We start from the raw sequence: 25,704 nt of genomic DNA on the forward strand, positions 1-25,704 counted from the left end.
GCTCGCTAGGTGGAGTGGCCGAGGGCGCGGAAGTGCGCGAGCAGCTCTTCGCGGTTGGCGATGGAGAGCTCGCGCCCCTTGAGCGGGAAGTCGGGCATCTGGCGGGCGCGATGGCGGAGATCCACGACCTTCATCTCAGCGAGCGGGACATCGCCTCTCGCGGGATTGCCGGCGCTGCCCTCCTCGGCGGCGTCGGACATGAGCTCGAGGCCCGGATACGGACGCGGGATGACGTGCACGGACACCAACTGGCCCACCTTGCTGGCAGCGGCCGCGCCGGCGTCCACCGCCGCTTTCACGGAGGCGACGTCGCCGGAGAAAAGGACGGTGATAAGGGCGGGATCGGTCCTCTCGGTACCCAGCAGCTTGACCGGCGCCGCCTTCACGCCCGCGTCAGCCGCTTCGATCGCCCCCACCAGCCCCCTGGTCTCGATCAGGCCGAGGGCCTGTTCGGTCCAGGACGACATGCCCGGGCTCCTACACGCCCTTCGGGAGGATGAGCTCGATGTCCGCGTGAGGCCGCGGGATGACGTGGACCGACACCAGCTCGCCGACGCGCTCGGCGGCCGCGGCACCGGCGTCCGTGGCGGCCTTCACCGCGCCCACGTCGCCGCGCACCATGACGGTGACGTAACCGCCGCCCACCTTCTCCTTGCCGACGAGCTTCACGTTCGCGGCCTTGACCATGGCGTCCGCGGCCTCGATCGCGCCGACGAGGCCCTTGGTTTCGATCATGCCGAGCGCTTCAAGTGGCATGGCTCCTCCGAATGTGGCACGCTGGGAAAAACTCCGTGCCACAGTACGTGCTCCCGCCTCAAAAGTCAATAGAAACCAAGCGCTTGCGCCACTCCCCCCGGGGGAGCATTATGGGCGCGTGAGCGGCGAACGCGTGGTTGTGGTGGGCGATGCGCACCTGGGGTCGGCCAACATCCGGGACGAGGAAGCGTTCCACGAGCTCCTCGACGCCGTGCCCTCGCTCGGCGACCGGCTGCTCGTCATGGGAGACCTCTTCGACTTCTGGTTCGAGTACCGGGCCGTTATCCCCCGCCGTCCCTTCAAGACCCTCACCAAGCTGGCCGTCCTGGCCGAGAAGGGGGTGCGGGTGGAGATGTTCGGGGGGAACCATGACCGCTGGGGAGGGACGTTTTGGGGGGAGGACCTCAAGATCCCGTTCCACGCCGAAGGCACGGACCTGGTGATCGCCGGCCGGACGGCCCACGTGGCCCACGGCGACGGGCTGGCCGAGCAGACTCTGGGGGGGAAGCTGCTCCACTGGATCACCCGGAGCCGGTTCACGATCGGCGCCTTCAAAGCGCTGCACCCCGACTTCGGCTTCAAGCTCGCCGACCGGCTCTCCGGCGGCCTGGCGGAGGGCAACAAGTCGCCCGAGGCGATTGACGCGGCGGCGGCAGCTCAGGAGACCTGGGCCCGCGCGCTGATGGACAGCCGCCCCGACCTGGGATTGGTCGTTCTCGCCCACACGCACCGGCAGCGGCTGCTGGAGGTGGCGCCGGGTAGGTTCTATCTCAACGCCGGCCAGTGGATGGTGGATCGCGCGTACGCCGTGGTCGGGCCGGAGACCATTACCCCGCTGCGCTGGCCCGCGCGCCCGTAGTGGAGTTGACCCGCCGGTCTCAAGTGATCCCTGCACTATTCGCGGCGTACGGGCATTGTTGAGGTCGTTCTGAGGAGGTTGCCATATGGGGCAGGGTTCGGGTCCTTCTCATCGGTTGACGCTGGCGCTGCTGGCCGTGATGAGTTCGTTGCTCACCGCGGGATGCTCGCTCAACCGAATCGCCATCAACAAGCTGGGGAACGCCCTGGCCGAGTCCGGCACCACCTTCGCCTCCGACGACGATCCCGAGTTGGTGGGCGAGGCGATCCCGTTCAGCCTCAAGCTCATCGAGAGCCTTCTGGCTTCGGCGCCCGATCATCGGGGTCTACTGTTCGCCGCTGCCAGTGGCTTCACGAAGTACTCCTACGCGTACGTGCAGCAGGAGGCCGAGCAGCTGGAGGACCAGGACGTCGCGCGGGCCGCGGCCGCGCGCGCGCGCGCCCGACGGCTGTACCTGCGGGCGAGGGACTACGGCCTGCGCGGGCTGGAAACGCGCCACGCCCGCTTCGGGGAGAGACTCCGGGCCGATCCGGGCGCCGCGGTTCGCGCGGCCACCGCCCAGGACGTGCCCCTGCTCTACTGGACGGCGGCCGCGTGGGGGGCGGCGATCGCGATATCGAAGGACGACCCCGAGCTGGTCGCCGATCAGCCGCTGGTCGAGGCGTTGATCGACCGCGCCCTCGAGCTGGACGAGCGGTTTGACGACGGCGCGATCCATGGCTTCCTGATCAGCTACGAGCTGGCGCGCCAAGGCGCCCGCGGCGACCCCAACGAGCGCGCCCGGGCGCACTTCGACCGGGCGGTGAGTCTTACCGACGGGCGACTGGCCTCGCCGTTCGTCGCTCTGGCGGAAGGCGTGAGCGTGAGCCGGCAGGATCGCCGTGAGTTCGAGTCCCTGCTGCGGCGGGCGCTCGCCATCGATCCGGACGCCAGGCCTGAGTGGCGACTCGCCAACCTGATCATGCAACGCCGCGCGCGCTGGTTGCTGTCGCGGGTGGACCAGCTGTTCCTCGACGAGGTTCCCGGAGGCACCCGATGAGTCGGTTGCGCCAAGTCCTGATCCCGGCAGCCGTGGCCCTGGGCGCCCAGGGGTTGGCGCCGGGAGTCGCGACACCGCAGACCGCGCCGCTGCGCATCCGACTCGGGACCCTGGCGCCGCAGGGGACCTCGTATCACCGCATCCTCCAGGAGATGGGCGAACGCTGGCGCGTTGCCACCAACGGTCAGGTCCAGTTGACCGTCTATGCCGGAACCATGGGGAGCGAGCTCGAGCTGGTTCGGCGGATGCGGCTCGGGCAGCTGCAGGCCGCGACCTTGACGGTGGTGGGCCTCAGGGAGATCGACCGCGCGGTGGGCGCGCTGCAACAGATGCCCATGATGTTTCGCACGCTTGACGAGGTCGAGTACGTGCGGTCGCGGCTCGAGCCCGTCCTGGCCAGGCGTCTGGCGGAGCGGGGCTTCGTGGTGCTCTTCTGGGCCGACGCGGGCTGGGTGCGCTACTTCACCCGCCGCCCCGCGGTGCACCCCGACGACTTCAAGAGACTCAAGATCTTCGTCACCGCCGGCGACAACGAACAATTCGACCTCATGAGGTCGTCCGGGTTCTCGCCCGTGTCTCTGGATTGGTCCGACGCGCTCACCGCGCTGCGGACGGGGATGATCGACGCGGTCCCCACCATCCCGTACTTCGCGCAGTCGATGCAGTTCCATACCGTGGCCAGCAACATGCTGGAGGTGAACTGGCTGCCGCTGGTGGGCGGCACGATCATCAGCAAGAGAACCTGGGATGGCCTCTCCGCGGAGAGCCAAGCGGCGATGCGGGCGGCGGCGACCGATGCCGGCCGGCAGTTCCAGGAGCGCGGCCGGGCCGAGAGCGACTCATCGGTGGCCGCCATGAGACGGCGCGGCCTCAACGTCGTCCCCATCCCGCCCACCATCGACGCGGAATGGCGAACGATGAGCGTGAGCCTCTATCCGCAGATCCGCGGCACCATGGTACCCGCCGAAATGTTCGACGAGGTGGTGCGCGTATTGGCCGAGTACCGGGCGGCCCATCCGGGCGGCCGTTAGGCGATCGCCGGCGTGACCGCTCTTCCCTCTCCGGAGGCTGACAGCCCCCCTCTGGGCGGATGGCGCCGCCTGCCCGCCCGGGCCGAAGACCTGGCCCTCACCCTCGTGCTCGCCGGGATGATGGTCTTACCGCTGCTCGTGGTCCCGCTCCGAGGGCTCCAGGTGCAGATCAAAGATCAGGCGTCCATCGTGCAGCACCTCACGCTGCTTGCGGGAATGATCGGCGCGGCCATCGCGGCCCGCGAGGGGCGACTGCTGTCCCTCACCTCCGTGGATCTGTTGGTTCGGGGAAAGTGGCGCTCGGTGGCGCGGAGCTTCGCCGCCGCCGTCGCCGCCACGGTGACCGCGCTGCTGGGTGTGGCCAGCGTGCGGTTCGTCCAGAGCGAGCGGGCGGCCGGCGGCACGCTGGCCTACGACATCCCGCTCTGGATCGTGCAGCTGGTGCTGCCGATCGGCTTCGCGCTGATCACGCTGCGCATCCTCTGGAGAGCGTCGGAGACGTGGGGATGGCGCGGAGCGACCGTCGCGCTGGCGGGACTCCTGGCACTGTGCGCGGTGAGCCCGCCGGTGCCGCCTGAGCAACTCGCCGTCCCGGCCTTCGCGCTGCTGCTCCTCGCCACCGTGCTTGGCGCGCCGATCTTCACGGCCCTGGGCGGCGCCGGACTCATCCTGTTCTGGCGCGACGGTTCGCCGATCGCATCGCTCACCGTGGACCATTACGGCCTGGTGACCAATCCCACGCTCGCGACGGTCCCGCTGTTCACGCTGGCCGGCTACCTCCTCGCCGAAGGCGGCGCGTCGCGGCGCCTCATCCGGTTGTTCCGCGCCCTGGTCGGCCAGCTGCGCGGCGGCCCGGCGATCCTGGTGGTCCTGGTCTGCGCCTTCTTCACCTCGTTCACCGGCGCCTCGGGGGTCACGATTCTGGCGCTGGGCGCGCTGCTCATGCCCGTGCTCCTGGCCGCGGGCTACGCCGAGAGGACTGCGCTCGGGCTGCTCACCGGAACCGGCTCGATCGGCCTGCTCATCCCACCCTGCCTTCCCCTCATCTTCTACGGCGTCATCGCGGGCGTGGACATCAAGGACATGTTCCTCGGGGGGATCATCCCCGGAATCCTGTTGATCGTATTGACGGCCCTCTGGGGAATCAGCCAGGCGCCACCCACCGCGGCCCTGCGTCAGCCGGTCGACTGGCGGGAGACGCGACTCGCCGTCTGGGACGCCAAGTGGGAACTGCTCATTCCGGTGGTCGCCCTCGGGGCGCTCTTCAGCGGACTCGCGACCCCGGTGGAGGCCGCCGCACTCACGGCCTTTTACGCCTTCGTGGTTGAGACCTTCGTGTACCAGGACCTCAGGCTGTTCCGCGATTCCCCTCGAGTCATGGCGGAGTCCGGGGTCCTGGTCGGCAGCGTGCTCCTGATCCTGGGGGTGGCGCTTGGCTTCACCAACTACCTCGCCTTCGCCGAAATCCCGGCGCGCGCGGTGGAGTGGGTGACGGCGACCGTCCACTCGAAGTGGGCCTTTCTCCTCCTCCTCAACCTGTTCCTGATCGTGGTTGGGGCGCTCATGGACATCTATTCGGCGATCGTGATCGTGGTGCCGCTGCTGGTCCCCCTCGGCCTGGCGTTCGGCATCGAACCGGTCCACCTGGGGATCGTGTTCCTGGCCAACATGGAGCTTGGATTCCTGACGCCCCCGGTCGGTGTGAACCTGTTCCTCGCCTCGATGCGATTCAACCAGCCCGTCTCCGCCGTGATCCGCTCCGTCGTTCCCATGCTCATCGTGTTGCTGATCGGCGTGCTCCTGATCACCTACATCCCGGCGCTGACCACGACGCTGCCTCGCTGGTTCGGCGGGTAGGAGAGGCGGAACGGCACGATCGAGCCGCTGCTGCTGGCGCTTCGGTGCACCACAAGTCGCCCGAGGCGATGGACGCGGCGGCGGCGGCTCAGGAGACCTGCCCGCCTACCGTCCTTCTCCCAATACGATGGTCTCGACGTCGCGCACCCGCTCGCCCAGGAACGCCGCGCCGACGCTTTCGAACTGCTCCGGCGCATCGCTCACCACGAAATGGACGTGCCCCTCGGCGTCATTGGGGGCGTGGAGCGCCGAACTCCCGAGCTCGCGGGATACGGCCGCGGCGGTCTCCTCCGCGCTGTCGATGAGGCGCACGTCCGGCCCCATTACTTCAGAGAGCAGCGGCTTCAGGAGCGGGTAGTGGGTGCAGCCCAGGATGAGGGTGTCGATGCCGTCGTTCCTGAGCGCATCGAGATACTGGTGCGCGACGAGCTTCGTCGCCGCATGGTCGAGCCACCCCTCCTCGACGAACGGCACGAACAGTGGGCAGGCGCGCTGGGTGACGTGCGCAGCCGGATCGACCGTCTTGATCGCGCGTTCGTAGGCGCCGCTCCTCATCGTGCCGGCAGTCCCGATCACGCCGATGCGCCCGGTACGCGAGGCGCGCACGGCGGCACGCGCTCCCGGCCCGATAACCCCCTCGACCGGCACCGGCGAGACCCGGATCAACTCCTCCAACGCATGAGCGCTCACCGTGTTGCACGCCACGACAACGAGCTTCACCTCGCGGCTCACCATGAAGTCGAGGATCTCACGGCTGTAGCGCCGCACCGTGTCGGGCGACTTGTTCCCGTAGGGGACGCGGGCCGTGTCGCCGAAGTAGATGAGCGGCTCGTGCGGCAGCTGGCGCATCAACTCGTGGACGACGGTGAGTCCGCCGACGCCCGAGTCGAAGACGCCGATGGGATGCCGGTTCACCGCGCGGGCGGACGGACGCGCAGCGGGACGGTGACCCCGAAACCGGTGACGCCGCCCGGCAGACGTTCGATCTTGAGCGCCACCGGGAAGTCGTAGAGGTGCGCCGAGACGTAGGCCTCCGCGCCGGAGAAGAGGTGGTTGAAGACCAGGAGCGTGATCCAGTCCTCGCGCTCCTGCCGGTGCTCCTCGACGAACTTGTCACGCGTTCGGGCGAAATCCAGCTGCCACTGCGACTTCCAGACCATCGCGGCGGCAAGCCCCTCGAACGCGACGAACAGCCCGCCGGTCACGTTTCGGTTGAGCCGCGCCTGCCCCCACCCCGGAAGGACCAGCGAACGGAGGAATGCACCGGTGGGCGAAACGGGCGGGCGCGGGCGGATAGAGTCACCCCGCGTGGGCGGCGGCGGCGCGGAGTCCGGCTCGGCGGCGCGGACGGCAGTGGGGTCCGCGCGCGGCCGGGCGGGCGGGTTCTGCGCCAGCCCGACGGGCGCGGCCCCGAGCAGGAGCGCGAAGCAGGATAGGAGCGCGAGCCTCATCGGCCGATGAGCACCCGGAGACGCTTCGGCTCGATCGTTACGGTGACCTCCGTTAGGCCCGGTTCTCGCAGCTCGCCGTCGAGGTGGAGGACCAGCGGCGCGCCCTTCGAGCGGATGGTAACCGACCCGGTCCGGAACATCGCGACCTCGTTGAGAGAGTCGTGCGTGCCCTTCATCACCTTGGGCACCGACTTGAGGAAGGTCGCCGTGCTCACCTTGCGAATCAAGCAGACGTCGAGCAATCCGTCCCTGGGATCGGCTTGCGGGGTGATGTAGAACCCGCCGCCCGACGACACGCCGATCGCGGCCGCGAGCATCATCATCTCGCCGGTCTCGCGGTGCTCGGCGGCGTCGATCTCCAGGACCGGAGGCTTGAAGAAGACGAAGGTCTTGTAGATCGCGGCGAGATACACCGCGAAACCCTTCAGCCGCCTGATCTTGTTGGCCTGCTTCAGCGCCTCGGCGTCGAAGCCCACGCCCAGCATGTTGACGAAGTACTCACCTAACGCCTTGCCCACGTCGAAGATGGCGGTCTCGGCGCGCACGATCCGGGCCGCGGCGGCCTCCGGCGGGAAGCGGAACACGCCGAGGAGCTTCGCGAAGTCGTTCCCGGTGCCTAACGGGATGACGCCGAGGGCCGGGCGGGTGGCGCCGTCATCGGCGAGCGGAGCCTGGAGCATCCCGTTCGCGACTTCGTGGGTCGAGCCGTCGCCGCCCGCGACGATGATCCGCTCGACCCCGCTCACCGCGGCGTCGCGAGCCAGACCCAGGGCGTGGCCCGGCCCCGTCGTCTCGACGAAGTCGTAGGCGATGCCGGCGTCCTTGAGGCCGCGCTGGACCTGGGCCCGGTACTTCTTGCCCCTGCCCCGGCCGGACCAGGGGTTCAAGATGACGAGGGTGGTCACGGGTCAGTAGTCAACGTGCCAGGCTCGGCATGTGCAAGCCCGAGCCTCAAAGACGTCTCCTTGCGTCCGGGAATCGTCAGGCCGCGCGCCGCCGTCCCATGCTCGCCAGAACTGTCACCTGGGGCTCAGTCGCGTAGTTCTCAGTAGGTGAGTTGCAGCGAACCGTAGACGAACCGGATGTTCTCCGCTGCGCCCGTCTCCTCTATGAAGGGCCCGGGAACGAACCGGCTGTAGCCCACGAGTCCCGCGACATGCTGCCCCAGCCGCCAGGTGAGGGTGACATCCAGCTCGCTGCCCACGGTCGCCGCCCGGGTGACGCCGGCCGCGCGCTCCACCCCGCCCCCGGCGTGGTAGAGCCCGTCGTTGGTGCTCGCGCGCCGGAAGTGGTGCGCGGTAACGTCGGCCTGAAGGCTCTCGACCGGCTTGATCCCGACGCCGGCATTCAGTGCCACCACGTTCTGTCGGCCCACCACGTCTATGTAACCCAGGAAGGCGTGCCCCAGGGGGAACAGCTGGTTGAAGGTCTCTACATCGCCGCCCGCCGACCCGTCGCCGCTCGCGTAGTCGAGGCCGGCGTGAAATCTCGGGCGCCCCGGAACCGGTACGACCGTGTACGCCAACTCGCCGCCGAACATCGCCGCCGAGATAGTCCCTGCACCGAGACTTCCCCACTGATACGCGGCCTCGACGTCGTACTCGGCGCGCCCGCCACCCGCCCTCCCTGCGAGGCGCGCGCCGAACGTATGGCGCCTCTCGGGGCCGGCCGTTTCATTGAACGCGGCCGCTTCGCGACGCAACATAAGCCAGTAGCCCTGTAGCCCCGGCACCCGGCCGGGCTTCCTGGCGGCGTGGAGGCCAAAGAAATCCGTGCCGCGGTCCCAGCGGTTGAAGCCGGATTTCACTACCCGAACCGGACGTACGAAGAATCCGTCCAGCGTCCAGGCCCGGATGGTGGCCGTCCCACGGGCACCGTCGAAGGTCCGGCGCGTGTTGGTCCAGTCGAGCGGGCTCACCAGCCGCTGCCTGCCGAAGAGCAGTTCCTGGCGGCCGGCGCGCGCGGTGATTCCGACGTCGGCGGCGAGAGGGAGCGACACCTCGAGATACGCGTTCTGGACATCGATGTCGTCGGCGTCTACTGGGCGCCGGCCGCCGGGCAGGTTGCGGTCGGTGAGCACCGCGCTCTTGGCCTCCACGAACGCGCGCAGCCGTTTGCCGAGGTGCAGGTCCGCGTTGAGCAGGACCCGGTTCAGGACGAAATCGTCGTCGTGGTCGAGCGCAGCGTCGAAGCCGAAGTTCCGCCAGCTTTCGACCCGAGCGCGAAGCTGCGCGCCGAAGCCGACCCACACCTGGCCCTGCCGGCCGAGCGGAATGCGCTTCAAGGGCTGCGCGGCCGCCTGAGCCGGACCGGTTTGCTGAGCCGTCGACGGTGCAGCCGCCACCAGCATCCCCGCCAACCCGGCCATGACTCGCGCGAGGCGCATCATCAAGGACTGCCTAGCGCGGCGGGCGCCCCTGGGCAGGCCAACCGGATGAGGGACCTTCAGCACGGACGCTCCGCGCCGCGCCGATAGTAGTACCACCAGTTGATCCAGAGATTCACCGCGTAGAACACCGCAGCGCCGTAGAAGAAGAACTTCGGGGAGCCCAGGCTGGTAATCGTCAGCCCCACGAGGCTCGCAAAAACGAAGGGCCCGTAGGCGGCCACCGCCGCCGTCCACCCGAGCACACCCCCTGCCTGGCGCGGCGAGTGGGCAAAGATGATCGGTATCTGTCGAAAGGTGGACGCGTTCCCCAGCCCCGCAAAGAAGAACAGCCCGAGCATCAGCGCGACGAACCGGGGGAACTCCTGCAACGACGACGGATCCAGGAACGGCGCGATCGCCAGCGCGCAGGCCACCAGGCCGAACCCGCTGATCTGCGTCAGGATCCCGCCGCCAAACCGGTCGCTCAACGGTCCGCCGATCACCCGGATGGCGGACCCGATCAGCGGACCGAGGTACGCGTACCTAAGCGGGTCGGGGGCGTTCGGGAAGTCGCCGTACAGCGACATGATGAGTAACGGGAAGACGGCCGAGAGCCCCGAGAACGAGCCGAAGGTCATGATGTAGAGGGACGTCATCAGCCAGGTGTGCTTGTCCCGGAAGATGTCCATCTGCTCCTTCACGGACGCCCTGATCGGCACGCTCCGGAGGAACACCCACGCCAGCAGCGCGACGAACAGGAGCACCGGTACATACCAGAAGGTCGCGTTCTGCACCCATATGGGCTTGCTCACTTCGCCGGCCGTGAAGGTCTGGGGGTCGCCGGCCAGCGCACCGAGGGCGGCGAAGCCGATGATCCAGGGCGTGACGAATTGCGTTAGGCTCACTCCGAAATTGCCGATGCCGGCCTGGATTCCGAGGGCTGTGCCCTGCAGCCGCTTGGGGAAGAACAGGCTGGTGCTGGGCATGAACGAGGAAAAGTCCCCCCCGCCGAACCCCGCGCTGAACGCGAGCAACAGGAACACCCAGAACGGCGTCTCGGGATTCATCACGGCCAAACCGATGCCGACGCAGGGGATGAGCTTGAGCAGAGTCGCGATCGTGACGACCCGCCTGGTTCCGAAGAGCGGCACCAGGAAGGTGTGAACGATGCGCAAAGTTCCGCCGGCCAGGCCCGGAATCGCCGCCAGCCAGAAGAGCTGCATGGTGTCGTACTTGAAGCCGATGCGCGGAAGACGCACCACGACGGCGCTCATCACGAACCAGGTGGCGAAGGAGAGCACCAGCGCGATCGTCGTGATGGTCAGCGTCTGCCACGCGATCGTTCTTCCCTTGCCAAGCCAGAACTCCGGGCTCTCGGGCTCCCACCGCTCCAGCCAGGTGGATTTCACGCCGCATCTCCGCCGCGCACCACGCAACGTCCCTCGCACCGCGCCGCGCCCTCCTGGCCGGGGAAGAGCGAGCATTCGCGTACGACGACCTCCAGGTCGCTCCCCCGGACGGCCACCACTCTCACGCGCGCTTCCACCGAGTGTACCGGGCAGCGGACGCGCAAGGACAGAGGGACGGGTGCCCCTCCCCACTCGACGTGCGTCGCCACCTCGGGCGCGCGTTCAGCCATCATCCGCCGGATCACGAGGTGCATCCACCCGAGCGAGGTCAACGAGATGCCGAACAGGAACATCCAGCTCGTGGTCCAGATGCCTGTCGCGTCGAGCATGTAACCGAACAGAATAGGACCAACGAATCCGCCCAGTCCGCCGATCACGCCAACCATCCCGCCGACGGTGCCGACGTCCCTGGGGAAGTACTCGGGGATGTGTTTGTAGACCGCCGCCTTGCCGATGCCCATCAGGATGCCGATCACGAACACCAGCCCCGTGAATACGCCGATGTTGGCCTGGAAGTAGATGTGCGTGACGCCCCGAGCCAGGAGTTGTCGCTTGGCGACCGCGTCGCCCGGCCGCACTACCGGCTCCTGCCACGAGACGCTGGTGGGCCAGATCAACGCGCCTTCCCGCTCCGGCGTACCCGGTCCGCGCCGCCGCAGCGGGTAGCGTGCACCATCCACCTCGATGGCGTCTTCCTTCACTTCGGTGATGGTACCGGCACGGGCGGCCATCACGCCCTCGCCGGGTGACTGGATGTCCATGCGGGGCACCACCAGCAGCAACGAGGCGGCGGTGCATCCGCCGAGGACCCAGTACATGACGGTTCGTGCGCCGAGGCGGTCGGACAGCCAACCCCCGAGCGCCCGGATGACGCCGGACGGGAAGCTGAAGATGGAAGACAAGAGGCCCGCCGTCACGACGGTCAGGGCATACACGTTGACGTAGTAGGGGATCAGCCACTGCGAGAGGGCGACGAACCCGCCGAACACCAGGAAGTAGTAGAACCCGAACCGCCAGACCCGTACCGACCCGAGCGGCTCCAGGCGCTGGCCGAGGGTGCGCACCACCTGCTCTTCCGGCTTGCGCGGAAACGTGGCGAGCCAGAACAGCACGGTTGTCACCACCAGGGCCCACGCGTACATCCGCGGAAGCAGTCGCCACCGCTCCAACTCCACTCCGCCCCGCGTCAAGAGCCCGAGCACCGATGGTGCGATCATCGCGGTGATCGCGGCCCCGGCGTTCCCCATGCCGAAGATCCCCAGCACCGTTCCCTGCTGGTGCCGCGGGAACCACACCGAGGTGTACGCGATCCCCACCGCGAAGGAGGTTCCCGCCAGACCGAAGAAAAGCCCGCCCAGCAGGAACGCCCAGAAACTGTCGGCGAAGCTCACCAGGTACACCGAGACGGCGGCGATCAACATCACCCCGGCGAAGATGGGACGCCCGCCGTAACGATCGCTGAGCATCCCGGCGGGGAGGCGGAAGATCGATCCCGAGAGCACCGGGATCCCGATCAACCACCCCATTTCCGTCTTGCTGAACGCGTACAGCTGGCGGTCCATTAGGTAGGTGACCAGCACGCCGTACATCATCCACACGGCGAAGCACACCGTGAACGCCACGGTGTTGGCGGTAAGGACGCTGATCGCTTTTGCACGGTCGGTCATGACAGGCCCGCCCAAGAGACTTATCGTTTCCGGAGGAATGCGGTCAAGCTCAGTCGTTGGTTGGCCGCGTCCTGGTCCAGGCCGCGTTCGGGTCTCGAATGGTCTTCCGGTCCCAATTCCAGATGACCTGCTGATAGGGTCGAGCGATGTAGTGCAACGGCGCTACCACGAAGTGGACGAGTCGCGTGAAGGGAACCATGAAGATGATCGCGAATGCGCCGACGATGTGGAGTTTGATGACCCAGGGCAATGCGAAGACGGCATCAGTCTCGGGACCCAGCGTGACCAGCGACCACAGATAAGGTGAGAGATCGGCCGCAAACCACGATGAGCCCCAGCGAAAGCCCAGCGCGATCCAGCATCCCAGCACCACCTGGGCCAGCAGGAGCAGCTCGATGGCGATGTCCGTCTTGCTGGTAACCGCGCGGATGCGTGGATTGGTGAGCCGCCGGTACATGAGTGACACCAGGCCGGCGAGCACCGTGAGCCCGAACGCGAAGGCGGTTACCTCGAGGACGATCAGGCGCGCCGGGATGCTGTTCCAGGCGAGTGTCGCCTCCGGCAAGAGGAACGCGGTGAGGTGCCCGACGAACACGACCAGAATCCCCAGATGGAAGGGGACGGAACCCCAGAAGAGCCTCTTCCCCTCGAGGAACTGCGACGAGAGCGACGAGACGGTGAAGCCCTCGCGCCGGTACCGGTAGGCGACACCGACCACGAATACGATTACCGCCGCGTACGGAAACACCACGAAGAGAAGAACGTTGAGCGCGTTCATGGCGTCCCCCCCGACTGGGCCGGGCGGCCCTGGTTGGCTTCGATTTCGAGCTCGCGCCCGATGTAGTGCAGGAAATCGTTGTCCCGCTCCGGTGGCTTCCAATCAGAGAGGCCGAAGTCCTGCTTGAGCACCTCCCGAACAGCCGACAGGGGTTGTCGGAAGATGGTGCCTCGCTCACCGGAGGAGGCGATCAGGGTCTTGAAGTGTTTCTCGTACAGTGCGTTTCGGTGTTCCATGTGCCTGGGACCGAACTCTCCGATCATCCTCTCAAGCGCCGGATGGAGGATCTGTTCGGCAAACTCCGCCGCCAGCTCGCGGTCCGCCCACCGGGCCATCAATCGCAGGACGTTCGGCAGGTGGTCCGGAAGCTCGCTGCCGCAATCAATTCCGGCCTCCCGCTGCTCGCGGCCCAGGTTCACGAGCAACTCACCCCTCTTGTAGTCGTCCCCGAACATGACGTAGCCGACGCCCAGGGTCGTAATCGACTGGACATCGAAGGTCCGCGTAAAGATCTCCTGAACCTCGTCCAGTGCTTCCGGCGTGAAGACCCCACCCTCTGTCGGGAGAGCCCGGGCAAAGGCGTCGATTTCGGCCGCCGCGAGCACATGCCGGCCCGCCAAAACGTCGTAGACGCTCTGGACCCGGGACGGGTAGTCCCACCCGGGGTAATCGAAAAGCGCAGCCACGGGCTCGTAATGGCTGAGGGAATGCACGCTCACGATCCCCTCTCCGCCGATCCACCCTTGAACCCGAAGCCCGTACTGCCCCTCACGTCGCCGGTGAACTCCAGCATCTCGATGGCCTGCTCCCGGTGAGCGGCCGGAATCACGAAGCGATCGTCGAACTTCGCCAGGGAGGTGAGATAGTAGATGTCGTCTGCCATTTGCGAGGTCAGTTCGGTGTCGGCGAGCGCCGCCGTCACCGTTCCGGCCTCGACGTCGCCCACGGTGACCTGGCGGCGATGCAGCCGCACTGCCATGAGTTTCTTCAGTCGATCCGCGACCGCCTTGGTGTCACCCGCGCTGAAGAGGTTCGCCATGTACTGGAGCGGGAATCTCGCGTCGTCGATCGTGCCGAAGAGCGCCTCGGTGGTCGTGTCGTAGAGCCAGCTATCAGGCCAATACTTCGCCTTGACGTTCAGCTTCTCGGCCTGCCCGCCGTTGTCCACGTCGGTGACGGATGCCATCACCGGCAGCAGCGGTGGAACGTAGAACAACATGGGAAGCGTGCGGAATTCCGGGTGAAGCGGCAGCGCCAGGTGCCACACCTTCACGAACTTGTACACCGGTGACTTCTGCGCCGCGTCGATGGTGGAATCGGCGACTCCGTTGGCTTTCGCGGCGGCTATGACCTCGGGGTCGAACGGATCGAGGATCAGCTCCAGCTGGCGGCCGATCACATCGGCATCATCGGCCGCGGCGGCGCTCTCGATCCGGTCGGCATCGTAGAGCAGGACCCCCAGGTAGCGGATGCGTCCCACGCAGGAGTGCATGCACGCCGGCGCGTGGCCCGCCTCGATCCGCGGATAGCACAGGATGCATTTCTCGGACTTGCCGGTGCTCCAGTTGTAGTAGGTCTTCTTGTAGGGGCAGGCCGTGACACACATGCGCCAGCCGCGACAGACCTCCTGGTTGATGAGGACCACCCCGTCCTCGCCCCGCTTGTAGATCGCGCCCGAGGGACACGACGCGACGCAGGCGGGATTGAGGCAGTGGTTACAGATCCGGGGAAGGTAGAAGAACGCCATGCGCTCCAACTGGAACATGGCCTCCCGCTCGGCGGGAGTGAGTTTCTCGAGGTTGGGGTCGTTGCGCGCGTAGTCCGGCGACCCGCTCAAGTCGTCGTCCCAGTTCGGCCCCATCTTGATGTCCATGGGTTCGCCCGTGATCATCGAGATCGGGCGGGCCGTGGGCTGGTCGTCGCCCGCGGGCGACTCGATCAGGTCCAGGTACTTATAGGTGAACGGCTCGTAGTAGTCGTCGATCACCGGCAGGTGCGGATTGTGGAAGATGTTGGTGAGGCTCTTCGGCTTGCCTGCGCCCTTCAGCTGGACGAGGCCGCCGTTCTTCTCCCAGCCACCTTGGTAGATGTCCTGGTTTTCCCACTTTCCCGGATAGCCGGTACCCGGCTTCGTTTCCACGTTGTTCCACCACATGTACTCGGCGCCCTTCCGATCGGTCCAGATATTCTTGCAGGCGATCGAGCAGGTGTGGCAGCCGATGCACTTGTCGAGGTGAAACACCATCGAGATCTGCGAGCGCACATCCATCTCAGGTCTCCCGTTCGTGGCGCGATTCTCCGGTCATCAGAACACCACCTTGTCCATGCGCTTGACCACGACATGGGTGTCGCGATTCGGGGCGATGGGGCCCCAGTAGTTGAACCCGTAGGTGAACTGCCCGTAGCCTCCGGCGAGGAAGTTGGGCTTGAGGTGGATGCGGGTGAGACTGTTATGCCCGCCCGCCCGCTTTCCACCGCGCACCTGTGACTTCGGGATTCCGACGGTACGTTCGGGGACGTGATACACGATGCACACGCCCCTGGGGATTCGAGCGCTGACACACGCCCGAGCGGCGTACACCCCGTGGTCGTTGTAGACCTCGACCCAGTCGTTGTCCTGGATGCCCAGACCCTCCGCGTCCACCTCGCTCATCCAGACCGGCTCGCAGCCTCTGGAGAGCGTCAACATCCGGTGGTTGTCCATGTAGGTGGAGTGGATGTGCCACTTCCCGTGCGGCGTGAGGCAGTTCAGGATTCGGGCCTCACCGTTCTTGAGCGTCGTCTTGAGATCGCCGTACGCAGCCGGCTTCGGAGACGGCTTGTAGGTCGGAAGATTCTCGCCGTACGCCAGATACATCTCGTGGTCGAGATAGAAGTGCTGGCGACCCGTCAGCGTCCGCCACGGGACCAGCTTCTCGACATTGTACGTGTAGGCGGAGTAGGCCCGCCCGCCGGTCATGACTCCCGACCACAGCGGTGAGGTATTGTACCGCCGCGGCTGCGCCTGAAGGTCCGCGTAGCTGATGCGGACGTCCTTGCTGCCAGCCCCCAGATCCACGAGATCGAGACCGGTCCGTCTCTCCGCATCCTCGTACGCGCGCACGTTGAGCACGCCGTTGGTCAGCGTCGAGAGGTGCAGAATCGCGTTGGCCGCCCACTCGTCTTCCTTCAACGAGGGGAACGCGCTGCCGTTCCTGCGCTCCACGGGGAAATGGTTGGATGCGACCATCTCATCGTACGCATCGGCACACTGGTATGAATTGCCGTGCGCACCGAGACCGGTCGTTCGAATGCGATCGCCCAAGGTGATGAATCGTTCATAGAGCTTCGTGTAGTCGCGCTCCACGACGGTCAGGTTGTGGGTGGTCTTGCCCAGCACGGGCTCGCATTCACCCTGATACCAGTCCTTGATGACCGGCTGGGCGATCTCTCCCCGGGAGTCGTGCGCGATGGGAGACGCGACCACGTCCTTCTGCGGCTCGGGGAGGTACTTCGCCGCCGCCTCACTGGTGGCCTTCGCCAAGTCGCGGAAGATGTTCCAGTCCGTCTTCGACTCCCACACCGGCGCAATGGCCGCCGAGAGTGGGTGGATGAACGAGTGGAGGTCCGTGCTGTTGAGGTCGGCTTTCTCGTACCACGACGCCGCCGGAAGCACGATGTCGGAGTACAGGGCGGAGGAGTCCATCCGGAAGTTGAGGTCGACGACGAGGTCCATCTTCCCCACCGGCGCGAACTCGTGCCACTTCACTGCTGCGGTGTGATCCTCGGAATCCTCCGCGATCGCGTTGGAGTGCGTGCCCAGGTAGTGCTTCAGGGCGTACTCATGCCCCTTCATGCTCCCCATGATGGCGTTGCCGCGCCAGATATACCACACGCGTGGAAAGTTGCGCTCGGCTTCCGGATCGCTCACCGAATACCGCAGCTCCTTGCTCTTCAGCTTGTTCATGACGTACTGCTTGATCCCCTCGTCGTCGGCAGCCCCGTGGTCGATGGCTTCCCTGCAGAGCGCCAAGGTGTTCTGGTCGAACTGCGGGTAGAAGGGCATCCACCCCATGCGCACCGACTTGTAAATCAGATCGGCGGTGTGCTGCCGGGTCAGCTCGTTGTCCGGAACGGTGTTGTACCTGGAGAACTGACCGTCGTAGCGGTACTGGCACGTGTTGATGTAGTGCCAGATGGGTGCCTGCTGGAGTCGAACTGCAGCGACATGGTCCCTGGCGAACGCGATCGCTCCCCAGGAGTCCACCGGGGCCAGCTTCTCCTGGCCCACGTAGTGGTTGAGGCCCCCGCCGTTCTTGCCCACGCAGCCGGTGAGCATCAGGGCCATCGCCCCTGCGCGGTACATGAGGTTGCCGTGGTACCAGTGGTTAATACCTGCCCCGGTGATGATCATGCACTTGCCGCCCGTGGTCTCGGCGGTGCTCGCCCATTCACGAGCGAACTGCAGCACGGTGTCTGAGGAGACGCCCGTGAAGATCTCCTGCCATGCCGGCGTGTAGGCCGCGTCCTTGTCAGTGTAGTCCGCCGGATAGGCGCCGGGCAGACCCCGGGACACCCCGTACTGGGCCATGGTGAGGTCATAGACCGTGGTGACCATGACCGGGCCGCCGGTCGTCTCGACCTGCATCACGGGAACACCGCGGTACACAGTTTGATCGAGCCCGAACTCGGTGAAGGCCGTCCGGGCAACCTGTTCCGACCGCCCCAGGAGCGTGAGCACCGGGTCGTACGGCTGGTCATCGGCGGCGTTTTCCGGCTTCATGTTCCAGTTGCCCTGCTTCTCGTCCCACCGGGATCCGGAGCTTCCCTTGGGAACCACGAACTCGCCACTCGCGGCGTCAATGTTGACGAACTTCCAGTCCCCGTTCGAAATGCCTTGGTACTTCGGAATCTCGGACGCCCGCAGGAGCCGGCCCGGCTTATAACCCGCTCCGTCCCTCTCGAGCTTCACGAGATACGGACTGTCCGTGTACTTCTTGACGTAATCGAGGAAGAACGGGGTCTGCTTCTCGTGGTGGAACTCCTTCAGGATCACATGGGTCGTGGCCATCCAGAAGGCGCCGTCGCTTCCGGCGTGGAGCGGAACCCACTGATCGGCGTACTTGCAGACCTGGCTGAAATCCGGCGAGAACACCACGGCTTTGGTACCGTTATGGCGCGATTCGGCGAAGAAGTGGCAGTCGGGCGTGCGCGTCATGTTGAGACACGCACCCATGTCCGCGACCATCTTGGCGTTGTACCAGTCGGCGCTCTCGCACACGTCGGTCTGCTCGCCCCAGATCTCGGGGAAAGCCGTGGGGAGATCGCAGTACCAGTCGTAGAAGCTGAGGTTGACACCTCCGAAGAGCTGAAGGAAGCGCGCACCTGCCGCGTAGCTCAGCATGGACATGGCCGGGATGGGGCTGAACCCGATCACCCGGTCCGGGCCGTACTCCTCGGCGGTGCTGAGGTTGGCCACGGCCATGATCTCCATGACCTCGTCCCAGGTCGACCGGCGGAAGCCACCCTTGCCACGCGCCTGCTGGTATTTCTTACGGGCTTCCTGGTCCGCTTGAAGGGCTCTCCACGCCTTCATGGGGTCGCCCGTTTCGCGTTTCTTCGCCCGGAAAGCGTCGAGCAGGGCGCCTCGAATCAGCGGGTACTTGATCCGCAGGGGGCTGTACAGGTACCACGAGTACGAGATCCCCCGCTGGCATCCACGCGGCTCGTAGGGAGGCAGTGAGTCTTCCAGCAACGGGTAGTCGATCTGCTGCGTCTCCCAGGTCACGATCCCGTCTTTGACGTGGATCTGCCATGAGCAACCTCCCGTGCAGTTCACGCCGTGCGTGCTTCGCACGGTGCGATCGTGCTGGAAGCGGTTGCGGTAGAACTCTTCCCACTTCCTGGTTTCCGGCGAGATGATGTCTTTGATCCAACCCATGGTCGTTTCCCGGCTGGTCGTGGGCGTTCTGTCTATCGGGCCACAAGCTCGGGGGGCTCCTCCGCCGGCCCGTTTCCGTCATCGACTCAGGTGGATTTCACCTGTCGGTCGTAGATCGCCTGATTCACGGAACCTCTCATGCGTCCGCGCCAGGCCAGAGAGCAGAGACCCAAGAGGATCGCCGCGCCCACCAGCCCGGATAAGAACAGTCTTAGGCCGTAGTCCCTTGGATGGTGGAACGCCTGCTCGGCGTCGGCCTGCTGCAGGAAGCCGACCAGTGCCGCGACCTCTTCATCGGCGAGCGGCTTGCCCCGGTAGGCACGTTCCATCACGGGAAACGGAGGGCTTCCGATGATCGCACGAACCCCGGGTCCGCCCAGCCGAGAGAACACCGTCGTGAGTTCCCGGGCGAGCACCCCGCCACCAATGATCGCGTCATGCGTCACGTCATGGCAGGAGTTGCACGACGGCCCGCCGCGGGCGAACCGGATCTTTCCCTGGAACAGCGCCTGTCCCAGCAGGACCTGCGCCTCGGTGGCCGGCTGAACGGAGTCCGGCTGCGCCGACGCGGTGGTGGCGGTCGCGGCACCACGTACGTACCGGATGATCTCCCGGATCTCCTGGTCCGAGAGCGGCTGATCCGGCATCGGAATCCGGTTAAACTCCTCGAAGAGAGCGATGGCGACGGAATCACCGCCCCGCACCATGTCCTGGGAGTGCTGCACGAACCGGATGATCCATTCCTCGCTGCGCCGCGAGTCGACCCCTTGGAGGTCAGGTCCTACGAGGCGGCCGCCACCGATCGTGTGGCATACCGCGCACCGCGTCCGGAAAACCTCCCCGCCCTGGTCCGCCTGGGAGACTGCCTCCGACGTTATCGCGCCGAGCCACAGTGCGAGTCCGCCGACCCACCGTACGACCGCTGTCATCACGTCACTCCTGCATCGCGAGGTGAAGTGACTCCGGTGATTCCCGTATCAGGTCCGCCAGCGTGAATGTGCTCAATGCCGCATCCAATCCCGAGCGGAGATGCTCCAGCCGATGATGGAGGGGACAGCGCGACGTCTCGCAGCAATGGCCGCCCCAGAGCAGGCACCGCTTCAGCGCTTGCGGACCCTCGACCGCCTCAAGCACTTCGCGCACGAGCGTCTCCGCAGGCGGGGCCCGGAGCGCATATCCGCTGCCACGACCCCGCTCAGCCTCCAGGACGCCATGGCGGGCCAGCTTGCGGAAGATCTTCGCCAGAAACGCGGCGGGCAGATCCGCTGTCTCGGCGATCTCGGAGTGCGGGACCATGTAACCCGCCGGATAGGTCGCGAGGCGAGCCAATCCGCGCAGCGCGTATTCGCTTTCCCGGGTCAGATTCACTGAGTCAGGCTCATGGCTTCTTGCTTCCGGGAGAATTCGGGTCCGACTAGTCTTGGCGGGTTATCGTGAAAACTCGGTGAAGGTTCTGTGAAGATCTCTTATGACACTGCGGTCGCCGGACGTCTGCCGGCGGTTGGGGATCGCCGAAGCGACGTTCTACGCTGTGGAAGAAGAGGTTCGCCCGCCTTGGCGTGGCCCTACGACGAGCAACCGCCCCCGTGCTGGGGGCGGCTCTCACATAGCCATGAATAGACCGTTGTGGCGGGAGCGTGTGGGAATCGAACCCACCAAGGCTCGCGTAGCGAGCCCCAGGCAGTTTTGAAGACTGCTCAGACCACCAGGCCCGATCCGCCCCCGTAGTCAGATGGCACAGGCGCGCAGGCGCACCGGCGGCCCGTTGCGTTGCCGCGCTACACCAGCGCTACGACGTCGATCTCGACCAGCACGTTCTTCGGCAGCGTCTTCACCGCCACCGTCGAGCGCGCCGGACGGTGGTCGCCGAACCAGCGCTCATAGACCTCGTTCATTCTGGCGAAGTCGTCTATCGTCGCGAGGAAGCACGTCGTCTTCACGACCCGTGAAAGCGACGAGCCCGCAGCCTTCAGGATCGCGTCCAGGTTCTTCATCACGCGCTCGGTCTGTGCCGTCACGCCGCCCGGCACGACCTCCATGGTCGCCGGGTCGAGCGCGATCTGGCCCGCCGTGTATAGAAAGCCGTTCGCGATCACGCCCTGGCTGTACGGGCCGATGGCCTTGGGGGCCGAGTCAGTCGCAATGAAGCGCAGGTCGCTCACTAGAACAGTCCCTCGATCGTGCCGTCGGGCAGCATGCGGATCCGCTCGGCCGCCGGCGACTTGGAGAGCCCCGGCATGGTCATTATGTCTCCCGCGAGCGCGACCACGAACCCAGCGCCGGCGGACGCGTAAACGTCGCGCACCGTGATCCTGAAACCGGTCGGCCGGTTGAGCTTCGACGCGTCATCGCTGAACGAATACTGCGTCTTGGCCATGCACACCGGCGTGCGGCCCAGCCCCATCGCCTCGAGTTGCTCGATGTTCCGGCTCGCGGTGGCGGAGAAGTGGACGCCGTCGGCGCCGTAGATCTCGCGGGCCACGATGTCGATCTTCTCCTTGATGGGCTTGTTGGCGTCGTACAGCGGCTTGAACGCGGCCTGCTTCTCGTCCAGCACGTTCAGCACGGCCTCGGCCAGCGCGAGCCCGCCCTCACCGCCCTTCGCCCACACGTCCGACAAGGCCAGCGTAACGCCGAGGGCCTTGGCCATCTCGGTCACGCGGGCAAGCTCCTCGTCCGAGTCGGTGATGAAGCGATTGAGCGCGACTATGGGCGGCACCCCGAACTTGCGCACGTTCTCGACGTGCTTGGCCAGGTTGGCGAAACCCGCTTCGACCTTAGCGACGTCCGGAGTGCCGAGGCTCTTCTTGTCGGCGCCTCCGTGCATCTTGAGCGCGCGCACAGTGGCGACGATGACCGCGGCTTCGGGTTCGAGTCCCGCCACCCGGCACTTGATGTCGAAGAACTTCTCGGCGCCCAGGTCCGCGCCGAAGCCGGCTTCGGTGATCACCAGATCGCCCAGCCGGAGCGCGAGCTTGGTCGAGACCACCGTGTTGCACCCGTGCGCGATGTTCGCGAACGGGCCGCCGTGCACGAACGCGGGCCCGCCCTCGAGGGTCTGCACCAGGTTCGGCAGCAGTGCGTCCTTGAGGAGCAGCGCCATCGACCCCGAAGCCTTGAGGTCCGCGGCGCGGATGGGCGTCCGCTCGTGGGTGGTCCCCACGATGATGCGCGCCAGCCGGTCCTCGAGGTCCTCGCGGCTGGTAGCCAGGCAGAGGATGGCCATGATCTCGCTGGCCGGCGTGATGACGAAGCGGTCCTCGCGCGCCGGCCCGCTCGACGACGCGCCCACGCCCACGATGACCGTGCGCAGCGCGCGGTCGTTCATGTCCATGGTGCGCGGCCACGTGACGCGGCGCAGCGCCAAATGCGCGGTGTTCCCCTGGTAGATGTGGTTGTCCAGCATCGCCGAGAGGAGGTTGTGCGCCGAGGAGATGGCGTGGAAGTCACCGGTGAAGTGGAGGTTGATGTCCTCCATCGGCACCACCTGCGCGTACCCTCCGCCGGCGGCGCCGCCCTTCACGCCGAACACCGGCCCGAGGCTCGGCTCGCGCAGGCACACCACGGCGTTCTTGCCCAGCCGGCGCAGCGCCTGCGCCAGCCCGACCGAGACGGTGGACTTCCCTTCCCCCGCGGCGGTCGGCGTGATGCCCGTGACGAGGACGAGCCGGCCCTTGGGCTTCCGGGACTCGAGCGCGCTGAGGGCGATCTTCGCCTTGTGCTTGCCGTAGAGGATGAGCTCATCGTCGCCGAGACCGAGGTCCCCGGCGACGTCGGCGATGGGCCGCAGCTTGGCGGCTTGGGCGATGGCGATATCGGAAGGAACGGTCATGGGGTCTGGTGACGGTTTGAGTTAAGGGAGCGGGGAGCGGGGAGCGGTACCATCCGTGCGCACCGCAGGTACGGCTCCCGGCTCCCGGCTCGGCAATTTGAACAACCTTCTCGCGTTCTCACCCGTCAGCTCGGCGATCCGCTCCGGAGTCGTGCCGCGGATCTCGGCCAACCGCTTCGCCGTGGCCGGCAGGAACCCCGGCTCGTTGCGCTTCCCGCGGTACGGCACGGGCGCGAGATAGGGCGCGTCGGTCTCGATGAGCAGCCGGTCGTCCGGCACCCGCTCGACCGCCCACGCCGCGTCCCACTTCCGGAAGGTGATCATGCCGCTCCAGGACACCAACAGGCCGCGCGCGAGCGCCGCGTCCAGAACGGCCGGGCCGGAGCTGAAGCAGTGCAGCACGCCGGTCAGGCCGGCCGGCGCTTCGGAGAGGAGGCGCGCCGTGTCCTCGTCCGCCTCGCGCGAATGGATGATCGCCGGCTTCCCGCGCTCGGCCGCCTGCCCGAGGTGCCACGCGAACGCCTCACGTTGCCGATCCCGCGGTGAGTGGTCGTAATGGTAGTCCAGCCCCGTCTCACCTACGGCGACCACTGCCGGATCGCTGAACAACCGTTCCAGCTCGAGCGCTGACGCGGGCTCGAATTCCGAGGCTTGGTGAGGGTGAATGCCCGCCGTCGCGGCGAGCCCTTCCCCGCTCCGGCTGATCGCGACGGCCGCATCCGAAGCTGCGACGGTATCCGCCACCACGATGATGACGCCCACACCCGCCGCCCGCGCCCGCTCCACCACCTCCACGCGATCCGCGTCGAATGCGGCGTCGCCGAGGTGGCAGTGCGAGTCGACGAGCAACGGCGGCTAGACGACCGGCACGCTGCTAGGCGTCCCGGCTGGCGCGACCGTCGCCTTCACTCCGCGGGCCCCCTCACCCGGCCACCGCTTCTCGATCGCCAGCAGGATGGGCGAGGCGATGTAGATCGAGGAGAAAGTGCCGGTGAAGATGCCGAACGCCATCACCCACGCGAACGGCCGGAGTACCTCGCCCGCGAAGATGAGAAGCGCGAGCGTGGTCGCGATGGTCATCCCATGCGTGAGCACGCTTCTCGGCAGGGTCTCGTTGATGCTGCGGTTCAGGATCCCCTGGAGGTCGTCCCGCTTGTACTTGTGCAGGTTCTCGCGCACCCGGTCAAAGATGATGATGGTGTCATTCAGGGAGTAGCCGACCACCGCCAGGAGGGCCGCGACCACGACGAGCGAGACCTCGAGGTGCATGTACGAGATGAACGCCATCGTGGTGATGATATCGTGCGCGGTGGCTACCACAGCGGCGACGCCGAACCGGAACTCGAACCGGAACGCCAGATAGACCAGGGTCGCGAGGAACGACAGGAGGATCGCGACCAGCGCCTTCTGCCGCAGTTCGCCGCCCACCTTGGGGCCCACCGCCTCGACCCGCTGCACGGTGTACGCGTCGGCGCCGAATGCCCGGGTGAGCGCGCCGGTGACCTGAGCGGCCGTGCGCTGGGCCTCGTCCTGCGTCGTGGTGTCGGCCATCGAGGCGAGCCGGGCGCGGATCACGAACTCCTGCCCCGTCCCGAAGCTCTGGATCTCGGCGCCGCGCACTCCGCCTCGGACGAGCGCCGAGCGGAGGTCTCCGACGCTCTGCTGTTGCTTCACCAAGACCTGCACCAGCGTGCCGCCCGTGAACTCGATGCTGTAGTTGAGCCCGCGGACGGTGAGCAGGAGCATGCCCGGTATTACGATGGCCGCGGTGATCCCGTAGGCCCACTTGCGCAGGCCGATGAAATCGTAGTTGGCGTTGGCGAAGATGCGGATCATCAGATGCTCACGGTCTGGAGACCGGGCCGGCGCTCCAGCCAGATCATGAAGAAGGTGCGGGTCACGAAGATGGCGGTGACCATCGATGCGATGATGCCCAGGATCAGCGTCACCGCGAAGCCCTTCACCGGACCGGTGCCGAACTGGAACAGGAACGCCGCGGTGAGGATCGTCGTGACGTTCGAGTCCACGATGGCGTTCATCGCCATGCGGAACCCCGCGTCGATGGCGAGGCGCAACGACTTGCCGAGCGCCAGCTCCTCGCGGATGCGCTCGAATATCAGCACGTTGTCGTCCACCGCGATGCCGATGGAGAGCACGAAGCCCGCCACACCCGGCAGCGTCAGAGTAGCGTCGAGCGCCGCGAGCGCGCCCAGGGTGAAGAGCACGTACAGGCCCAGGGCGAGGACCGCCAGGGCGCCGGAGATGCGGTAGTAGCCGATCATGATCACGATCACGAGGGCGACTCCGATGATGCCGGCCAAGACGCCCTTGTTGACGGAGTCCTCGCCGAGGGTGGCGCCCACGGTGCGCTCCTCCACGATCTGGAGCGGCGCCGGGAGCGAGCCCGCCTTGAGCACGAGGGCCAGGTCCTGGGCGTCCTGGAGGTTCGAGCTGCCAAGCTCGATCTGCCCGCGACTCGCGATCTGGCCGCGGATGACCGGCGGCTGGCTCTGCACCTTCTGGTCGAGCACGATCGCCATGTAGTCGCCGATGTGGCGGCCGGTCTCACGCTCGAAGATGCGCCCGCCGCGGCGTGACAGCTGGAAATCCACCACGGCGCCGCTGGTGAGCTGGTCGATCCTGGCCTGTGCGTTGGTGAGATACCCGCCGGTCATGATAGGCCGCTCCACCAGCGCGTAGACGGGCCGGAAGGCGCGCGCGCCGCGGGAGAGCGGCT

23 protein-coding genes and 1 tRNA gene are annotated in these 25,704 nt (G+C 66.6%); 4 read left to right on the forward strand and 20 right to left on the reverse strand.

The window, feature by feature from the left end:
* Positions 1 to 5: 5 nt before the first annotated feature.
* Together Q8Q85_00385 and eutM are read right to left on the reverse strand one after the other, a co-directional pair.
* Positions 6 to 467, reverse strand: a complete 462-nt coding sequence (locus tag Q8Q85_00385) for a BMC domain-containing protein (GenBank protein ID MDP3772703.1) — start codon at positions 465 to 467, stop codon at positions 6 to 8.
* Between the two features lie 10 nt (positions 468 to 477).
* Positions 478 to 756, reverse strand: coding sequence for an ethanolamine utilization microcompartment protein EutM (gene eutM, locus Q8Q85_00390; GenBank protein ID MDP3772704.1), 279 nt, complete (start codon positions 754 to 756; stop codon positions 478 to 480).
* A 118-nt stretch (positions 757 to 874) separates the two neighbouring features.
* Between eutM and Q8Q85_00395 the strand changes: the two genes are divergently transcribed.
* The 4 genes from Q8Q85_00395 (at position 875) to Q8Q85_00410 (ending at position 5,542) form a co-directional block, all read left to right on the forward strand.
* Positions 875 to 1,615: a UDP-2,3-diacylglucosamine diphosphatase gene (locus Q8Q85_00395; protein MDP3772705.1), complete on the forward strand. Its 741-nt coding sequence runs from the start codon at positions 875 to 877 to the stop codon at positions 1,613 to 1,615.
* An 85-nt stretch (positions 1,616 to 1,700) separates the two neighbouring features.
* Complete coding sequence (locus Q8Q85_00400; GenBank protein MDP3772706.1) at positions 1,701 to 2,654, forward strand: TRAP transporter TatT component family protein; 954 nt, start codon at positions 1,701 to 1,703, stop codon at positions 2,652 to 2,654.
* Positions 2,651 to 3,685, forward strand: coding sequence for a TRAP transporter substrate-binding protein DctP (dctP, locus tag Q8Q85_00405; protein MDP3772707.1), 1,035 nt, complete (start codon positions 2,651 to 2,653; stop codon positions 3,683 to 3,685). Before Q8Q85_00400 ends, dctP begins: the two co-directional genes overlap by 4 nt.
* Before the next feature lie 12 nt (positions 3,686 to 3,697).
* Positions 3,698 to 5,542 (forward strand): TRAP transporter large permease subunit, encoded by a 1,845-nt coding sequence (locus Q8Q85_00410; GenBank protein ID MDP3772708.1) that lies wholly within the window; start codon positions 3,698 to 3,700, stop codon positions 5,540 to 5,542.
* A 105-nt stretch (positions 5,543 to 5,647) separates the two neighbouring features.
* Here Q8Q85_00410 and murI read toward each other — a convergent pair whose 3' ends face one another.
* From murI to secD, 18 genes are all read right to left on the reverse strand, one after another.
* The gene (gene murI / locus Q8Q85_00415; GenBank protein ID MDP3772709.1) at positions 5,648 to 6,457 is read right to left on the reverse strand and encodes a glutamate racemase; all 810 of its coding nucleotides are present in this window, start codon (positions 6,455 to 6,457) and stop codon (positions 5,648 to 5,650) included.
* Positions 6,454 to 6,993: a hypothetical protein gene (locus tag Q8Q85_00420; GenBank protein ID MDP3772710.1), complete on the reverse strand. Its 540-nt coding sequence runs from the start codon at positions 6,991 to 6,993 to the stop codon at positions 6,454 to 6,456. The genes murI and Q8Q85_00420 overlap by 4 nt, the downstream gene beginning before the upstream one ends.
* Complete coding sequence (locus Q8Q85_00425; protein MDP3772711.1) at positions 6,990 to 7,898, reverse strand: diacylglycerol kinase family lipid kinase; 909 nt, start codon at positions 7,896 to 7,898, stop codon at positions 6,990 to 6,992. The genes Q8Q85_00420 and Q8Q85_00425 overlap by 4 nt, the downstream gene beginning before the upstream one ends.
* A 140-nt stretch (positions 7,899 to 8,038) precedes the next feature.
* Positions 8,039 to 9,382 carry an alginate export family protein gene (locus Q8Q85_00430; GenBank protein MDP3772712.1) on the reverse strand — a complete coding sequence of 448 codons (1,344 nt, stop codon included), beginning with the start codon at positions 9,380 to 9,382 and terminating at the stop codon, positions 8,039 to 8,041.
* A gap of 56 nt (positions 9,383 to 9,438) precedes the next feature.
* Positions 9,439 to 10,770, reverse strand: a complete 1,332-nt coding sequence (locus Q8Q85_00435) for a nitrate/nitrite transporter (protein MDP3772713.1) — start codon at positions 10,768 to 10,770, stop codon at positions 9,439 to 9,441.
* Positions 10,767 to 12,437 carry an MFS transporter gene (locus Q8Q85_00440; protein MDP3772714.1) on the reverse strand — a complete coding sequence of 557 codons (1,671 nt, stop codon included), beginning with the start codon at positions 12,435 to 12,437 and terminating at the stop codon, positions 10,767 to 10,769. The genes Q8Q85_00435 and Q8Q85_00440 overlap by 4 nt, the downstream gene beginning before the upstream one ends.
* Before the next feature lie 49 nt (positions 12,438 to 12,486).
* The gene (gene narI, locus Q8Q85_00445; protein MDP3772715.1) at positions 12,487 to 13,215 is read right to left on the reverse strand and encodes a respiratory nitrate reductase subunit gamma; all 729 of its coding nucleotides are present in this window, start codon (positions 13,213 to 13,215) and stop codon (positions 12,487 to 12,489) included.
* The gene (locus Q8Q85_00450; protein MDP3772716.1) at positions 13,212 to 13,934 is read right to left on the reverse strand and encodes a hypothetical protein; all 723 of its coding nucleotides are present in this window, start codon (positions 13,932 to 13,934) and stop codon (positions 13,212 to 13,214) included. Before Q8Q85_00450 ends, narI begins: the two co-directional genes overlap by 4 nt.
* On the reverse strand, positions 13,931 to 15,484 hold the full coding sequence (gene narH / locus Q8Q85_00455; GenBank protein MDP3772717.1) for a nitrate reductase subunit beta: 1,554 nt from the start codon (positions 15,482 to 15,484) through the stop codon (positions 13,931 to 13,933). The genes Q8Q85_00450 and narH overlap by 4 nt, the downstream gene beginning before the upstream one ends.
* 36 nt (positions 15,485 to 15,520) lie before the next feature.
* Positions 15,521 to 19,135: a nitrate reductase subunit alpha gene (locus tag Q8Q85_00460; protein MDP3772718.1), complete on the reverse strand. Its 3,615-nt coding sequence runs from the start codon at positions 19,133 to 19,135 to the stop codon at positions 15,521 to 15,523.
* 86 nt (positions 19,136 to 19,221) lie between these two features.
* Positions 19,222 to 20,064: a c-type cytochrome gene (locus tag Q8Q85_00465; protein ID MDP3772719.1), complete on the reverse strand. Its 843-nt coding sequence runs from the start codon at positions 20,062 to 20,064 to the stop codon at positions 19,222 to 19,224.
* 4 nt (positions 20,065 to 20,068) lie between these two features.
* Entirely contained in the window at positions 20,069 to 20,503 is a 435-nt protein-coding gene (locus Q8Q85_00470; protein ID MDP3772720.1) for an Rrf2 family transcriptional regulator, read from the reverse strand.
* A 259-nt stretch (positions 20,504 to 20,762) separates the two neighbouring features.
* Positions 20,763 to 20,859, reverse strand: a tRNA-Sec gene (locus Q8Q85_00475).
* Positions 20,860 to 20,913: 54 nt separating this feature from the next.
* A complete protein-coding gene (locus tag Q8Q85_00480) occupies positions 20,914 to 21,297 on the reverse strand; it encodes a RidA family protein (protein ID MDP3772721.1) in 384 nt (127 codons plus the stop codon).
* Positions 21,297 to 22,967 (reverse strand): formate--tetrahydrofolate ligase, encoded by a 1,671-nt coding sequence (locus Q8Q85_00485; GenBank protein ID MDP3772722.1) that lies wholly within the window; start codon positions 22,965 to 22,967, stop codon positions 21,297 to 21,299. The genes Q8Q85_00480 and Q8Q85_00485 overlap by 1 nt, the downstream gene beginning before the upstream one ends.
* A gap of 21 nt (positions 22,968 to 22,988) precedes the next feature.
* Positions 22,989 to 23,816: a TatD family hydrolase gene (locus Q8Q85_00490; protein MDP3772723.1), complete on the reverse strand. Its 828-nt coding sequence runs from the start codon at positions 23,814 to 23,816 to the stop codon at positions 22,989 to 22,991.
* 6 nt (positions 23,817 to 23,822) lie between these two features.
* Positions 23,823 to 24,803: a protein translocase subunit SecF gene (gene secF / locus Q8Q85_00495; protein ID MDP3772724.1), complete on the reverse strand. Its 981-nt coding sequence runs from the start codon at positions 24,801 to 24,803 to the stop codon at positions 23,823 to 23,825.
* The coding region (gene secD, locus Q8Q85_00500) for a protein translocase subunit SecD (protein MDP3772725.1) at positions 24,803 to 25,704 on the reverse strand (902 nt) is incomplete at its 5' end. The genes secD and secF, both read right to left, overlap by 1 nt.

Source organism: Gemmatimonadales bacterium (assembly GCA_030697825.1).
Classification (GTDB): Bacteria; Gemmatimonadota; Gemmatimonadetes; order Gemmatimonadales; family JACORV01; genus JACORV01.